General features: G+C 60.2%; 15 protein-coding genes. 4 read left to right on the top strand and 11 right to left on the bottom strand.

Annotation, left to right across the window (positions count from 1 at the left end):
- Position 1: 1 nt before the first annotated feature.
- Positions 2-925: a hydroxymethylglutaryl-CoA lyase gene (locus tag ASG35_RS14605; RefSeq protein WP_056358380.1), complete on the bottom strand. Its 924-nt coding sequence runs from the start codon at positions 923-925 to the stop codon at positions 2-4.
- Positions 926-950: 25 nt separating this feature from the next.
- On the bottom strand, positions 951-1,892 hold the full coding sequence (locus tag ASG35_RS14600; RefSeq protein ID WP_056358377.1) for a 2-hydroxyacid dehydrogenase: 942 nt from the start codon (positions 1,890-1,892) through the stop codon (positions 951-953).
- Between the two features lie 214 nt (positions 1,893-2,106).
- On the opposite strand from ASG35_RS14600, the gene ASG35_RS14595 reads away from it, so the two are divergent.
- The 4 genes from ASG35_RS14595 to ASG35_RS14585 all read left to right on the top strand — a co-directional run bounded on the left by ASG35_RS14595 (position 2,107) and on the right by ASG35_RS14585 (position 4,420).
- Complete coding sequence (locus tag ASG35_RS14595) at positions 2,107-2,730, top strand: RBBP9/YdeN family alpha/beta hydrolase (RefSeq protein WP_056358889.1); 624 nt, start codon at positions 2,107-2,109, stop codon at positions 2,728-2,730.
- A 92-nt stretch (positions 2,731-2,822) separates the two neighbouring features.
- Positions 2,823-3,821: a sulfate ABC transporter substrate-binding protein gene (locus ASG35_RS14590; protein ID WP_056358374.1), complete on the top strand. Its 999-nt coding sequence runs from the start codon at positions 2,823-2,825 to the stop codon at positions 3,819-3,821.
- A gap of 66 nt (positions 3,822-3,887) precedes the next feature.
- Complete coding sequence (locus ASG35_RS30765) at positions 3,888-4,100, top strand: antitoxin MazE family protein (protein WP_082508390.1); 213 nt, start codon at positions 3,888-3,890, stop codon at positions 4,098-4,100.
- Positions 4,097-4,420, top strand: a complete 324-nt coding sequence (locus ASG35_RS14585) for a type II toxin-antitoxin system PemK/MazF family toxin (protein ID WP_056358370.1) — start codon at positions 4,097-4,099, stop codon at positions 4,418-4,420. The genes ASG35_RS30765 and ASG35_RS14585 overlap by 4 nt, the downstream gene beginning before the upstream one ends.
- A gap of 65 nt (positions 4,421-4,485) precedes the next feature.
- On the opposite strand, the gene bioB is transcribed toward ASG35_RS14585, so the two are convergent.
- The 9 genes from bioB to ASG35_RS14540 all read right to left on the bottom strand — a co-directional run bounded on the left by bioB (position 4,486) and on the right by ASG35_RS14540 (position 14,277).
- Positions 4,486-5,535, bottom strand: coding sequence for a biotin synthase BioB (gene bioB, locus ASG35_RS14580; protein ID WP_056358366.1), 1,050 nt, complete (start codon positions 5,533-5,535; stop codon positions 4,486-4,488).
- Between the two features lie 35 nt (positions 5,536-5,570).
- Complete coding sequence (gene bioD / locus ASG35_RS14575) at positions 5,571-6,296, bottom strand: dethiobiotin synthase (protein ID WP_056358363.1); 726 nt, start codon at positions 6,294-6,296, stop codon at positions 5,571-5,573.
- Entirely contained in the window at positions 6,293-7,513 is a 1,221-nt protein-coding gene (gene bioF, locus ASG35_RS14570) for an 8-amino-7-oxononanoate synthase (RefSeq protein WP_056358359.1), read from the bottom strand. Before bioF ends, bioD begins: the two co-directional genes overlap by 4 nt.
- On the bottom strand, positions 7,510-8,871 hold the full coding sequence (gene bioA, locus ASG35_RS14565) for an adenosylmethionine--8-amino-7-oxononanoate transaminase (protein ID WP_442854835.1): 1,362 nt from the start codon (positions 8,869-8,871) through the stop codon (positions 7,510-7,512). The genes bioF and bioA overlap by 4 nt, the downstream gene beginning before the upstream one ends.
- A gap of 62 nt (positions 8,872-8,933) precedes the next feature.
- Entirely contained in the window at positions 8,934-9,719 is a 786-nt protein-coding gene (locus tag ASG35_RS14560; protein WP_056358882.1) for an enoyl-CoA hydratase/isomerase family protein, read from the bottom strand.
- A gap of 1,210 nt (positions 9,720-10,929) precedes the next feature.
- The gene (locus ASG35_RS14555) at positions 10,930-12,183 is read right to left on the bottom strand and encodes a dienelactone hydrolase family protein (RefSeq protein ID WP_056358356.1); all 1,254 of its coding nucleotides are present in this window, start codon (positions 12,181-12,183) and stop codon (positions 10,930-10,932) included.
- Between the two features lie 343 nt (positions 12,184-12,526).
- Positions 12,527-12,946, bottom strand: coding sequence for a YchJ family protein (locus tag ASG35_RS14550; protein WP_056358352.1), 420 nt, complete (start codon positions 12,944-12,946; stop codon positions 12,527-12,529).
- Positions 12,943-13,551: a glutathione S-transferase family protein gene (locus ASG35_RS14545; RefSeq protein ID WP_056358348.1), complete on the bottom strand. Its 609-nt coding sequence runs from the start codon at positions 13,549-13,551 to the stop codon at positions 12,943-12,945. Before ASG35_RS14545 ends, ASG35_RS14550 begins: the two co-directional genes overlap by 4 nt.
- Positions 13,552-13,599: 48 nt before the next feature.
- The gene (locus ASG35_RS14540; protein WP_056358345.1) at positions 13,600-14,277 is read right to left on the bottom strand and encodes an SDR family oxidoreductase; all 678 of its coding nucleotides are present in this window, start codon (positions 14,275-14,277) and stop codon (positions 13,600-13,602) included.

Below are 14,277 nucleotides of genomic sequence, written 5' to 3'. Positions count from 1 at the left end.
TCTAGACGCAAGGCGCAATGCCCGCGCGTTTTTTCGCGAGCAGCGCCCGGCCCACGCGCGACGCGCTCGGTTTGCCGATGGCCTGCGAAATGAAGTCGCCGATATCCACGAGTTGATCGAGGTCCACGCCGGTTTCAATGCCCAGTCCGTTCAGCAGGAAAACCACGTCTTCGGTCGCGACATTGCCGGTCGCGCCTTTCGCATAAGGACAACCGCCGAGCCCCGCCACGGATGCATGGAATATCTCGATGCCTTCCTGCAGCGATGCATAAACATTGGCGACGGCCTGGCCGTAGGTATCGTGGAAATGGCCGGAGAGCCGTTCGCGCGGAAATACCTTCGATACCGCCGCCATCACCTCGCGCGTGCGGCCTGCGGTGCCTACGCCGATGGTGTCGGCGATATCGATTTCATCGCAGCCCAGCGCCTTCATGCGCTCCACGACATCCACCACGGATGCCACCGGCACGTCGCCTTGATACGGGCAGCCGAGCGCGCAGGAAATGCTGCCGCGCACGCGCAATCCCGCTTCTTTCGCGGCCTTCGCGACCGGCTCGAAACGCGCGATGCTTTCCGCGATGCTGCAATTGATGTTCTTCTGCGAGAACGCTTCGCTCGCCGCGCCGAAGATCACGATTTCATCGGCTTTCGCTTCGAGCGCCGCTTCGAAACCACGCAGATTCGGCGTCAGCGCCGAGTAGATCGTGCCCGCGCGCCGATCGATCCCCGCCATGACCGCGGCGGCATCGGCCATTTGCGGCACCCATTTCGGCGATACGAACGACGTCGATTCCACGTTCTGCAAACCTGCGTTTGCCAGCAGGTTGATCAGCTCGATCTTGAGTTCTGTAGCGACAAAATCCTTCTCGTTCTGCAGGCCGTCGCGCGGCGCGACCTCGACGATTTTCACTTTAGGCGGAAGCATGCCTGTCTCCTTTTATGTGCTGGTATCAGTAGCCGCGCGTGGCGTCGACTATGCCGGATATGGGTTCACCGCGCGTAAGCGCGCGAATCTTCAGCGCGATCTGTTCGATGCTTTCCTCGCGCAGCGTAATGGCGGCGACGTGCGGCGTGATTTCGACACGCGGCGTGGTCCAGAACGGATGATTATCGGGCAAGGGTTCTTGATGGAAAACATCCAGCGCCGCCGCCGCGATCTGGCCGGACTTCATGGCTTGCAGCAAATCGTCATCCACCACATGCGGGCCGCGCGCCAGATTCACCAGATACGCGCCCGGCGCAAGGCGTTCGAACGCGCGCGCGTTCAGGATGCCTTCGGTGTCCGGCGTATGCGGCAATAAATTGATGAGCATCCTGGCGTTATCGAGGAAAGCATTGAATTGTTCCGCGCCCGCGAACGTCTGCACGCCTTCAATCTCGCGTTTCGTGCGGCTGAAACCGCGAACCGGCACGCCGAGCGTCGTCAGCGATTGCGCGACCCGCGCGCCGAGCACGCCCATGCCCAGCACGCCGACCGTGAACGTGTTGCGTGCATGCGGCTCGAGTTTTTTCCATCGATGTTCATGCTTGAGCGCGTCGTATTCGTCCATGCGGCGCAGGTAACGCAGCACCGAATAGGTCGCGTACTCCACCATTTGCTGCGACATGCCGCTGTCTTCCAGGCGCACGAGCAGCGCGTTCGGCGGCAGCGTGCCCGGTTCCTTGCGTTCGATATCGAGAATCGCGTCCACGCCCGCGCCGAGATTGAAAACAGCCTTCAGATCCGGGCGATTCGCGAACAGTTCACGTGGCGCGCGCCAGACGACGGCGTAATCGGCGGGGGCGGCGTCGCCGGGTTCCCAGACGCGGACATCGGCTTCGGGAAGCGCGCGGGACAGGTCGTGGAGCCAGGGCGCGGCGTCGTCGTTGTGCTCGTAGAGAATGATCTTCATCGAAAGTCCGGCTGCTGGAGAGATGGCGTGGAATGTGATCGGAATCAACCTATTTTACGGTTTCGCCGATAAAAACGCGCTCGTGCGGAAAAACGGCCGCACGCGCCCGCCGATAACCCACGATAACCAAATGACGATAAGTTGGTTCTCGCGACCGCCGCGTCCAAGCAAAATTGATCCTCACCATGCCGGCTTTGGCCGCAGCGAGGTTCACATGAACTCACACAGCACATCCGCCTGGCCGCCGCAGCTCGTCACCGTGCCGGGTTTGCACGGCAGCGAGGGCGCGCACTGGCAAACGTGGCTCGAGCGGCAGTTGCCGAGATCGCGCCGCGTCATGCAGGACGACTGGGACGCGCCGCAACTCGATACCTGGGCGCAAGCCGTCGCAGATACCGTGGGAAGCGTTCGCGGCCCCGTCATTCTTGCCGCGCATAGTTTTGGTTGCCTCGCGGCGGCGCACGCGATTGCAGAAGGCCTGACGGGCGATGCGGTTGCGGGCGTCCTGTTTGTCGCGCCCGCGAGCCCGGACAAGTTTCGTTTCGCCGGTGCGTTCGAGGCGCGAAAAATAAACGTGCCTTCAGTGCTGATCGCGAGCCAGACCGATCCGTGGATGCCATTCGACGACGCTTTGCGTCTTGCCAGCCAGTTCGGCAGCGCGCTGGTGAATCTCGGCGATGCCGGCCACATCAATACGGCTTCGGGTTTCGGTCCGTGGCCGCGGGCAAAATATTTCGTCGATACGCTGATTCATTGCGCGGCGCCATCGTATTTCAGCGAAAAAAACGAAGCGGAGCGCGACGTGTTCCAGCGCTTCGAACAACCGGCGTATGGATAACGCACCCGACCGTTTGCGGCCCGAGCCTTCGATTGTTTTCGATAGAATCGCCGCTGGCGGCGGTTTTTACTATTCGAACAATCGGGGGATACATGGCGGGTTTGAGGCACTGGGCGGCAATCGCGGCGCTGGGTTTGACCACCTTGGCGCACGCGGAAACGTCGTTGCTGAACGTTTCATACGACGTGACGCGCGAGTTGTACAAGGACATCGATACAGCGTTCATTGCCGACTATAAGCAGAAGAACGGCGAGACGCTGTCCGTGCGCCAGTCGCATGGGGCGTCGAGTGCGCAGGCTTTGTCGGTGATGCAGGGTTTGCAGGCCGACGTGGTGACGATGAACCAGCCTAACGATATCGACTTGCTGGTCGAGCGTGGCGGCCTGGTGCCGGCCAACTGGCGCACGCTTTTTCCCAACAATGCCGTGCCGTACACCACCACGATGGTGTTCCTCGTGCGTGCCGGCAACCCCAAAAACATCAAAGACTGGAGCGATCTCGCGCGTCCGGGTGTGCAGGTGGTGATCGCGAATCCGAAGACATCCGGCAACGGCCGCTACGCGTATCTCGCGGCGTGGGGTTACAAGAAGCAGCAAGGCGCGACCGATGAGCAAGCGCAAGCCTTCGAAAAAGCCATCTTCAAGAACGTGCCGGTGCTCGATACGGGCGGCCGCGGCGCGACCACGACGTTCACGCAGCGGGGTATCGGCGACGTGCTGGTGACGTTCGAAAACGAAGTTGCGTTGATGGACACGGGCGCAGGCGGGAAGGATTTCGATGCGGTATATCCATCGGTGAGTTTGCTGGCGGAGCCGCCGGTCGCCGTGGTCGACAAGGTCGTGGACAAGCGCGGTACGCGCAAGCAGGCGCAGGCGTATCTGGAATATTTGTGGACGCCGGCGGCGCAGGAAATCATCGCGCAACATCATTTGCGGCCGCGTAATGCCGAAGTACTGGCGAAGCACGCGAGCGAGTTCAAGCCGATCAAGACGTTCACGGTGGAGCAGCTTTTCGGCAACTGGCAGAAAGCTCAGCAAACCCATTTCTCCGATGGCGGGACGTTCGATCAGGTGATCGTGGATAAGAACTAAGGACCGAATTCAGCTTGGGGTTTTTACCCAAATGCGTTAAACTCGTTACATGTAACGGAGGTTGTAATGAGACAAAATGTTGCCGAACGAGTCAGTAAGCGTCGCGCCGCGTTGCGTGCTGCGGGACTACGTCCAGTCCAGATCTGGGTGCCGGACACTCGGCGTGAAGGGTTTGCAGCGGAGTGCCGCCGTCAATCCTTGGTATTGCGCGACGATCCACAGGAAACTGAAATCCTGGATCTTATTGAAGCAAACATGGACCTGCAGGGCTGGGAGTGAGACGCGGAGATTTGATAACAGTTTCAGTCCAGGGAAACTACGGAAAACCGCGCCCCGCATTGGTCATACAGTCTGACTTGTTTTCGGAGCACGGGTCTGTAACGGTTTTGCTCCTTACGAGCGAGTTGCGAGACACCCCGCTTTTTCGCATCACCGTCGAGCCTGATGAAGTCAATCAACTGAGCAGACGTTCTCAGGTGATGGTTGATAAGGCAGTCACTATGCCACGAGAGAAACTCGGCGAAGCCTTTGGGCGACTCGAGGGCGAAATGATGGTAAGCGTGACTCGCGCCATGGCTGTATTCCTCGGCATCGCTTAATACGCCGACATTTGGAACAAAAATGCCCCGAAATCTCGGGGCATTTTGCTATTCCCAACTCAACCTCACTGAACCTGTGCGTGCCCACACTTCACATCGCAGGCATCCGCCGCTTCCATCTGCTGCGAAGCCTCGGCGCGCATTCCCAAACGCTCCAGCAATTTTCTATCGGCTTCAGCCTGCGGGTTGCTCGTCGTCAGCAACTGGTCGCCGTAGAAAATCGAGTTTGCGCCGGCCACGAAACACAACGCCTGCAACGCCTCATCCATCTGTTCGCGTCCGGCCGATAAACGCACCATCGCCTTCGGCATCGTGATGCGCGCAACCGCGATCGTGCGCACGAATTCAAACGGATCGAGCGGCGCCGTGCCCGTCAGCGGCGTGCCTTCAACCTGCACCAGATTGTTGATAGGCACCGATTCCGGATACGGCTCCATGTTCGCCAGTTGCGTGATCAGCCCCGCGCGTTCGCGCCGCGATTCACCCATTCCCACAATGCCGCCGCAACACACGTTGATGCCTGCATCGCGAACATGTTCGAGCGTGTCCAGCCGATCCTGGTACGTGCGCGTCGAGATGATCTGGCCGTAGAACTCCGGCGATGTATCGAGGTTATGGTTGTAGTAATCGAGGCCGGCATCGCGCAGACGCGTCGCCTGATGCGCTTCCAGCATGCCGAGCGTCACGCAGGTTTCGAGACCCATTGCCTTCACGCCGCGAATCATGTCGGCGATCGGCTCAAGATGCTGATCCTTCGGATTGCGCCACGCCGCGCCCATGCAGAAACGCGTCGCGCCATTTGCTTTGGCAATTTCCGCGGCCTTCAGGACTTCATCGACGGGCATCAGTTTTTCGGCTTTCAGGCCGGTGTCGTGATGCGACGACTGCGGGCAATACGCGCAATCTTCCGGGCATCCGCCGGTCTTGATGGAGAGCAACGTGGAGAGCTGAACCGTGTTGGCATCGAAATGTTCACGATGAACCGTCTGCGCGCGAAACAGCAAATCGTTGAAGGGCAGGTCGTAGAGCGCGACGATATCGGCGACGCGCCAGCGGGCCAGCGTTTTCGGCGCGGCGGTTTGAGCGAGGGTTTCGGCGGTTTGCATTTGCGTCATGTGATGATCCTTTTCGTTGTGCGGATAACGATGAATTACTGGCCCGGGTGCGCCGAACGCAACGTGTCGAGCAGCAGGGAAGTATTGATATAAGTCGTCGCCGTCAGCGCATCGGGCGGCGACAAGCGGGGAATGGTGCCGAGCAACGGCGCGTTGTACTGGCTGTCGAGCCGCAAGCGGATTGCTTCAATATTTTCAGCAGGAAACAGCATGTCCGGATCGACCTGGTTCGCCACCCAGCCTACAAGATGCAAGCCGCGTGCAGCGATGGCCTCGGCGCTCAGCAACGCATGGCTGATGCAGCCGAGGCGCATGCCGACCACGAGCACGACCGGCAAATGGAGGGCAAACGCGAGGTCGGCGGTATCGTGGACGTCGGTCAGCGGCACGCGGAATCCGCCGACGCCTTCCACCACGACCACGTCCGCCAGCTTGATCGCGGCCTGATGCGCTTCGACAATGCGCGCGATATCGAGCGATACGTTCTCGCGCGCCGCTGCAATGTGCGGCGCGGCGGCGTCCTTCAGCAAGAACGGCGTGCGTATGGACGGCGGCAGCGCGACGTTCGCGGCGGCATCGAGCTGATCGGCGTCTTCGTTGTGCCATTCACCGTTGCTTTCGAACGCGCCGGCGGCAATGGGTTTCATCGCTGCGGCGCGCAAGCCCAGCGCCGCGAATCCGTGCAGCAGCGAGGCTGAAACGAGCGTCTTGCCGATCTCGGTATCGGTGCCGGTGACGAAGATTGAGAGTGGCGCTGTCATGATCGATTGCTCAAGGTTTGCAAGGCGTGGTCGAGCTTCGCGAGGTCGTCGTGGCTATGCGCGGCCGACAAGGAAATGCGCAGCCGCGACGTACCCGCGGGCACCGTCGGCGGCCGGATCGCGGGAACCCACATGCGGTGTTCGTCGAGCGCGGCGGCGAGTTGCAGCGTCTCTTCATTGCCGCCAATAATCAACGGCTGAACCGCCGTATGCGAATCCACCGGCTGCCATTGTGTGCGTTTCAAAATGCTGCGCGTGCTGTCGATAAGCGTGGCGAGATGCGCGCGCCTCTGGTCGCCTTCGTCGCCACCGATTATCTTCAGACTCGCCGACACCGCGTGCGCCACCGCCGGTATGGACGCCGTCGTGAAAATATACGGCCGTGCGCGCTGCACGAACCATTCGATCACGGTTTCATGCGCGATCACGAACGCACCCGAAACGCCCGCCGCCTTCCCCAACGTGCCGACATAAACCAGATGCGGCGAGCGCAACGCGGCTTCGGCGAGCGCGCCGCGGCCTTGCGGACCGAGCACGCCGAAGCCGTGCGCGTCGTCGACGACGAGCCACGCGCCGTATCGTTCAGCGATTTCGAGCAGACGTGCAAGTGGCGCGACATCGCCGTCCATGCTGAAGACCGAATCCGTGACGATGATCTTCGTCGCGCCCTCGTTTTGCGATGCATCGAGCATGGCGTCGAGCGCTTCGGCATCGGCGTGAGGATAGATGCGGATATCAGCACGCGATAACCGCGCGCCGTCGATCAGCGATGCATGGTTCAACGCGTCGCAGAACATCAGCGTATCGCGGCCGCCCGACTTGCCCACGGCGCCGAGCGTGGTCAACGTTGCAAGGTTCGCCATGTAGCCGGTGCTGAAGTACAGCGCGCGCGCCTGATTTACGAAGCCGCCGGAGAACGCCGCGAGGTCGTCTTCGAGTTTCGCGTGCGCGCGCGAATGGCCGCCGAGCAAATGCGATCCACCGCTGCCCGCGCCGTATTTGCGAGCGCCATCGGCCAGCGCTTCGCGCAAGGTTTCGTGCGCGGCGAGGCCGAGATAATCGTTGCTCGCAAAGCCGATGATTTCGCGTCCATCCACTTTCATGTGCGCGGCGCACGCGCTGTCGGCCACGCGCCGGCGACGACGCAAACCGTCGCGATCGATATCGGCGAGACCTTGTTTCAGCGTATCGAACAATGCTGGCGTTGACGAAGTCATGCAGCCTCCGCGAGCGTTGCATCGAAGACGCTGAGCGTGCGTTCGGCGAGCAGCTTGAGTTCGTCGTCGCTGAGAATGTACGGCGGCATCAGGTAGACGGTCGTGCCGATCGGGCGCAATAAAAGCTCTTGTTTCAAGGCGTTTTCGAAGAAACGCCGCGAGAACGTGCGCGCCTGGAGCGGGTCTTTAATCACGGCATCGAACGCGAAGATCGTGCCTTGTTGACGCACGTTTTTCACTTGCGTGTGATCGTGCAGCGGACTCAATGCGGCGCGTAAAAATGCAGACTTTCTGTGATTCACTTCAATCACGTTTGCCGTGTCGAAGAGATCCAAGGTTGCCAACGCCGCGCGGCACGCAAGCGGATTGCCCGTGTACGAATGCGAGTGTAGGAAACCGCGCGTCATGTCGTCGTCGTAGAAAGCGGCGTAGATTTCGTCGCGCGTCAGCACGATCGACAATGGCAAATACCCGCCGCTGATTCCCTTCGACAAACAAATGAAATCCGGCCAGATCCCGGCTTGCTCGCACGCAAAAAACGTCCCGGTGCGGCCGCAGCCGACAGCGATTTCATCGGCGATCAGATGCACGCCGTAGTCATCGCAAAGTGCGCGAAGTCCCTTCAGATACGACGGATCGTGCATTGCCATGCCGGCCGCGCACTGAACCAGCGGCTCGACGATCACGGCTGCGAGTTGCGACGCCTTGGCATCGAACAACGTCTTCATGTCGGCGAGTGCGCGCTGGGCGACGTCGCGCGGCGTTTCGCCTTCGCGTGCATTGCGGGCATCCGGCGATGTCACCACGTGCGCGTTGCGAATCAGCGGATCGTAGGCGTCTTTGAACAACGCGACATCGGTTACGCCGAGTGCGCCGATGGTCTCGCCGTGATAGCTGTTCGCGAGGCACGCGAATTCGCGTTTTTCGGCGCGGCCGCTGTTGCGCCAAAAGTGAAAGCTCATCTTCAACGCAATTTCCACTGCCGATGCGCCATCGGATGCAAAGAAAGCGTGGCCCAGCGTGTTGTGCGTCAACGCGTTCAAACGTTCCGCGAGAAGGACCGCCGGTTCGTGCGTGCAGCCGGCGAGCATTGCGTGTTCGAGCGTGTCGAGCTGGTCCTTCAGCGCTGCGTTGATGTCGGGATTCGCGTGGCCGAACAGGTTGACCCACCAGGAACTGATGGCATCGAGATATCGATTGCCTTGATGGTCATACAGCCACGGACCCTTGCCGCGCGCGATGGGCACGAGCGGCGTGCGCTCATGGTGCTTCATTTGTGTACACGGATGCCATACGGCGCGAAGAGAGCGGGCGATCCAATCGTCGGCTGCCGGCGTGTATTGGTTATTCAGATTCAAAACGACTCCATGGGAGCGGCGCGTCTGCATTCCGAAGAACACAGCGGCGCTCCCGATCACATTCACGCAAGCCACGACGGCTTGCGTTTTTCCAGAAAACTGCGCACGCCATCGCGGCCTTCGTCCGAGGCGCGAATGCGTGCGATGCGGTCGGCGGTGTCCGAGATCAGCGTGTCGTCGATGGGTTTATCGGCGAAATCGACCACCAGTTGCTTGCATTCGCGCACCGCGTTCGGGCTGTTCGCCGCGATGGCAGCGGCAACGGCGTCGACGGTGGCATCGAGCGCTTCGGGCGAAACCACTTGATGCACGAGGCCGATGCGCAGCGCTTCGTTTGCATCGATCCGTTCCGCCGTCACGAAATATCTGTGCGATGCCCGCGCGCCGATCGCCCGGATTACGTATGGCGCGATGGTCGCCGGCATCAGACCGAGCTTTGCTTCGGAGAGACAGAAATGCGCCGAATCAGCGGAAATCGCGATGTCCGCGACTGCTACGAGGCCCATTCCGCCGGCGTAGGCGTCGCCCTGGACGCGGGCGATGACCGGCTTGTTGCACGTGTAGATGGTATTGAGCATGGTCGCGAGACCGAGGGCATCGGCGCGATTTTCCGCGTCCGAATAGTCGGCCATGCGTTTCATCCAGTTGAGATCGGCGCCGGCGCAGAATGCCGGGCCGATTGCAGCGAGGATGATCACGCGGACAGAGGCGTCGTCGGCCAGGGCGCGAAACGCGGCGGTCAGTTCGACGATGGTGGCGTCGTCGAAGGCGTTGCGCACGTCCGGGCGATTGAGCGTGATGCGCGCCACGTGGCCATCGGCGGTGACGGTTAAGCGCTGCAGATTCATATCGGGCATAGGGGTTCGCGGCGTGCGCGCGGCTCGGTGTATCGATGAGTATCGATTATCTCTAAATTTGCCGTGGGGGTTTTGATTTGACAGCGGACGGGGGCCTCCGGCGGGCGTGGTACGCGGTGCGGGTTTTTGTGTTTGATACTAACGTCGGGCTTATGGCGGCTTTTTGACGGGAATTGGTCGGGAATTGGGCTGCCGAGGGATGGGCCGGGGAGTTTGATGCGGGTGGGGGCGGTGGTGGGTGGGTTGCTGCTGGTTAGGTCTTTGCGCGTTCTGTTCTCAGTGTGCTTTTTAACGCTGTTGACCACTGTCCGTGGCGGGGCTTCATTTCACGAGGTTTGACCTTGGCATTAGGTACTCGTAGCGGTCGGGGTTAATGCCGGGTTGCTGCTCTTTAGGCCTTCGCGGGTTCTGTCTTGGCTGATCTCTTTATCACTATTAGCCACTGTCCGTGGCGGGACTTCATTTCTTTGTCCAACGGCGACAAAGAAACGAAGCAAAGAAAACGCCTTCCAACAATCAGCTCATAAGTGTCCACAGCGTGCAGTGAAAACTGCGTGGCACGCAAGAAGCACCCTTAGCGAATAAACACGTCCTGTTGAAACCCTCCCCCTCCGTTCGCGGATACCCACACGCTTCGCCACCAGTGTGGGAATCCACTAACCAGGCCTCCCCGCTGCGCGCGCTAGCGCCCAAACGGAACACGTAGCGGTACTGGCGGCGAGGCTGCGTTCAAAATGCGGTGGACCGGTTATGGGCTCAACCCGTTGTTATGTTGTGACGGGTTTCCGTGTTAACGGATTCCGACACTGGTGGCAAAGCGTGTGGGTATCTGTTGCCGGAGGAGGAGGGTTTCGGCCGGACGCGGTTATACGCTGACGGTGCTTCTWGCGGTTGGAAGGCGTTTTCTTTGCTTCGTTTCTTTGTCGCCGTTGGACAAAGAAATGAAGTCCCGCCACGGACAGTGGCTAATAGTGATAAAGAGATCAGCTAACGCAGAACTCGCGAAGGCTTAAGCAGCAGCAATCCGGCATAAAACCCCGACCGCTACAAGACAGTCATCCGAGCGCCAACGTCAAACCTCGTGAAATGAAGTCCCGCCACGGACAGTGGCTAAACAGTGATAAAGAAGTCAGCTAACACAGAACCCGCGAAGGCCTAAACAGCAACAACCCGGCATCACCCCAAACCCAAAGGCAAACCCCTACCGCGATGCAGTCTGCGTCTGCGCCGCACTGCGCTGATCCCACACCACAGCATTATTAACCGCATAAAGCCTGCACGGCTCCGTGCTCTGCTTCTGACATCCATCGAGCGCCACCGCCATCGGATCGTCGCCACCCTCCGCCCACGACCACGCACCCGAATCCGATACCGCAAACGCGCGGCTCGAATACTGATGCAGGAAATTCTCGTACCCCTCGCGGCCATGCTCATCGAGGAAAGGAACCGCCGCCACGGCATCCACATTCGCAAAACCCGTCGGCAACGGCGCCTGCGGATACGACACCTGATACTGCAAATCCGTCGGCATGCCGACATCGGCCAAAAACGCCTTCACGCGCGGCCACCAGATCGAAACGCCATCGCGATCCCCAACCAGCCGATGCGCATCGTTCTTATACGCGCCGAAATCCACCATGTCGGCGCGCGCGCCATGCGCCGTGTACGAAGCAAACATGTCATCGGGAAGCGAACCCTGCCACACCGAATCATTGCTGCCGTACATCCACAGCGACGGCAACTTCACGTGCTCGCCATATTCACCGAACGCGCTCGTCAAATTCTTCTGCCAGTTCGGGCATTCATCCTGACGAAGACCACCCGAAAAATTGATCAGGCCACGAACTCCCGATTCCGACCGTGCATCGCGTGCGCCATAAGCCATCGTCACCAGACCACCGTGCGACGCTCCGGCAATAACCACATGCTTGCTGTCCACAAACGGCTGCTTGTCCATGTAAGCCACGGTCGATGCAACATCGCGCGCTTGCGTAAAACCATTGGCTTCGACATTGCATCCATTGCCGGTGTATTCGCCGCCGGATTCCGCAAAGCCGCGACGATTCGGCACGACGACCACATACCCGTGACGCACGAATTCGCGTGCCAACGCCAAAGGACGCGCGCGCGGCTGGTCATGTGCATTGCCCGGGAGCTTGCCGTGATTGAAAACGACCATCGGGAACGGACCCGTGCCGTTGGGTTTGAAGAGGGTGGTTTCGAGCGTGACATCGCCCGATGGAATTTCGATGACCGATTCGTTGAGGCTGGCATCGACTGAAGGCAGCGCTGGATCGAACGCGGGCTTCACCGTGCCGAACGCGGGTGCATCGAGCGATGCATATTGCTGCGCGCCGGGCAATGGCTCTGCGCACGCCCGAGTGGACATGGCCACGAGCGTAGCCGCCACCGCGCATACAGCGAAACAACCCGACATTACTTGCCTGAACGCCATCCCCGAAACTCCGCCTGCTTTCGACCCCGCTGCTGATTAGCTAAGCGCGGGCCGGCTTATTGTCACGATCCATTGGTTCCGCGCGTTTGTACTGTTGGAGCAGTATCGCCTGGCGGTCCGTGAAGTCATGTCCCGAATAGACACGACAATGGGCTTCAATATGCAAGACCAGTCCGTTGAATGGTATTTAGCTTATGAAACAATAGCTTGCTACCGATTCGCCAACGGCTGGCTAAAAGACAGAGTACCCGTACAAAATCATTTGGCGCAATTAGAAAGTACCCGTGCACTGCACAATTTTTTCAACGAAAGCAGTCGTTAAGGAAATATTTGCCGTGCATTTTTATTCGCGGACATCACCATCTATATAGCGCCAGCGGCCGGCGTTATCGCGTTCAAAACGGCTGGTCTCATGCAGCCGATATCCGCGCCCGGCGACCTTGTAGCGGGCGACGAATTCAACTTCGGCGTGGGTTGCATCAATAGCCGTATGGCGTTTGATCTGCAAGCCAAGCCAGCGCGTTGCGGGCTCGGCTGAAGCATCGAGCTCGCGTGGGCAAGTGGCTTCGCTCCAGGTCGCGCGCAAATACGCGGTGTCGCCGATCACATACGCGGTGTAGCGCGAGCGCATCAGTTCCATCGCGGTCGCCGGTGCTACGCCGCCTTCTATGAAGCGTCCGCAACATTGCGCGTACTTAGGCAAACGCTTAATGCCGGCTTCCGGCGATGCGCCGCCACAGGGACATTCGACCGGCGCTGTCATGCATCGACACCCGGCATTTCAATGTGACCCGGCTGCGCCTTCACGCGCGCGAGCCACGCGCGGATCGCGGGATATTGGCCGAGATCGAGATTGGCTTCATCGGCGACATGGGTGTACGCGTAGAGCGCAATGTCGGCGATGCTGTATTGCTCATCGACGAAATACGTGCGCGTGGCAAGATGCGTTTCCATCACGTCCAGCGCCCGATACGAACCCGCGGTCTTCTCGGGCAAGCGCGGATCGTCCGGCTTTTTCGCGAACTGCAGGATGAAGCGCGCGACCGCGACGTTCGGTTCGTGGCTGTATTGCTCGAAGAACATCCATTGCAGCACGCGCGCCCGCGAAAGCCGGTCCGTGGGCAACAAATGCGTGCCTTCGGCGAGGTAATACAGAATGGCATCGGATTCGAACAGGCAAGTGTTTTCGTCGATCTGCAGCACGGGCACCTTGCCGTTCGGGTTCATCTGGCGGAACGAATCCGTGCGCGTGGCGCCGTTCATCATGTCCACTTCGTGCCAGACAAACGGCAAGTTCAGTTGTTCCAGCGCGAGCCGGACCTTGTAGCAATTCCCCGATGACGCCACGCCATGCACTCGATACGTCACTTCATATCCTCGGTCTTGTAGTTGAAATGCTTACGCCAGAACGCAAGATCACCACTTGATCGGCGTGCCGTCGTACTGGATAAAACTGCCATTGAATTTCGCGTGTTCCGCCGCGGCCGCCGCGATCACCGCGCGCATGCCGGTCACGCTGTGCGCGGGATCGATGGCAGCCGACGATCCACCCATGTCGGTTCGAACCCAGCCCGGATGCAAGGAAACGCAGGTCGCGCCGCGCGATTGCAGCGAAGCGGCCTTGAGCGCGGCGTTCAACGCGGCCTTGCTCGCCCGATACAACCAGCCCGCCGTCGCGTTCATTTCCGCGATGCTGCCCATCTTGCTCGACACGACGGCGAGCACGCCGTGCGCGGCGTCGGTCAGCGGTAAAAGAATGGGCAGCAGTTGCATGGGACCACGAACATTCGTGTGCATGACTTCATCGAAATCTTCCGCGAGGATGGTTTCGACGTGCTCCGTGCGCGGTCCGTACACGCCCGACACGACGATCGCCGCGTCCAGCTTTTCGCCATCGAGCTGCCAGCCGAGCGCAGCAATCTGGTCGGGCTGGGTTGTATCGAGCGAAAAGGTCTTGGCGCCCATTGCTTCCAGTCCGCTGATCGATGCCGCGTCGCGCGCCGTGGCCAGCACGCGCCATCCGTCGCGGCAATATTGGCGCGCGAATTCATGTCCGAGTCCGCGCGATGCACCCACGATCAATACCGTTTTCAT

The sequence above is a fragment of the Burkholderia sp. Leaf177 genome (assembly GCF_001424345.1).
GTDB lineage: Bacteria > Pseudomonadota > Gammaproteobacteria > Burkholderiales > Burkholderiaceae > Caballeronia.
The sequence above is the reverse complement of the archived record's forward strand: the minus strand, read 5'-3'. Positions and strand labels throughout refer to the sequence as shown.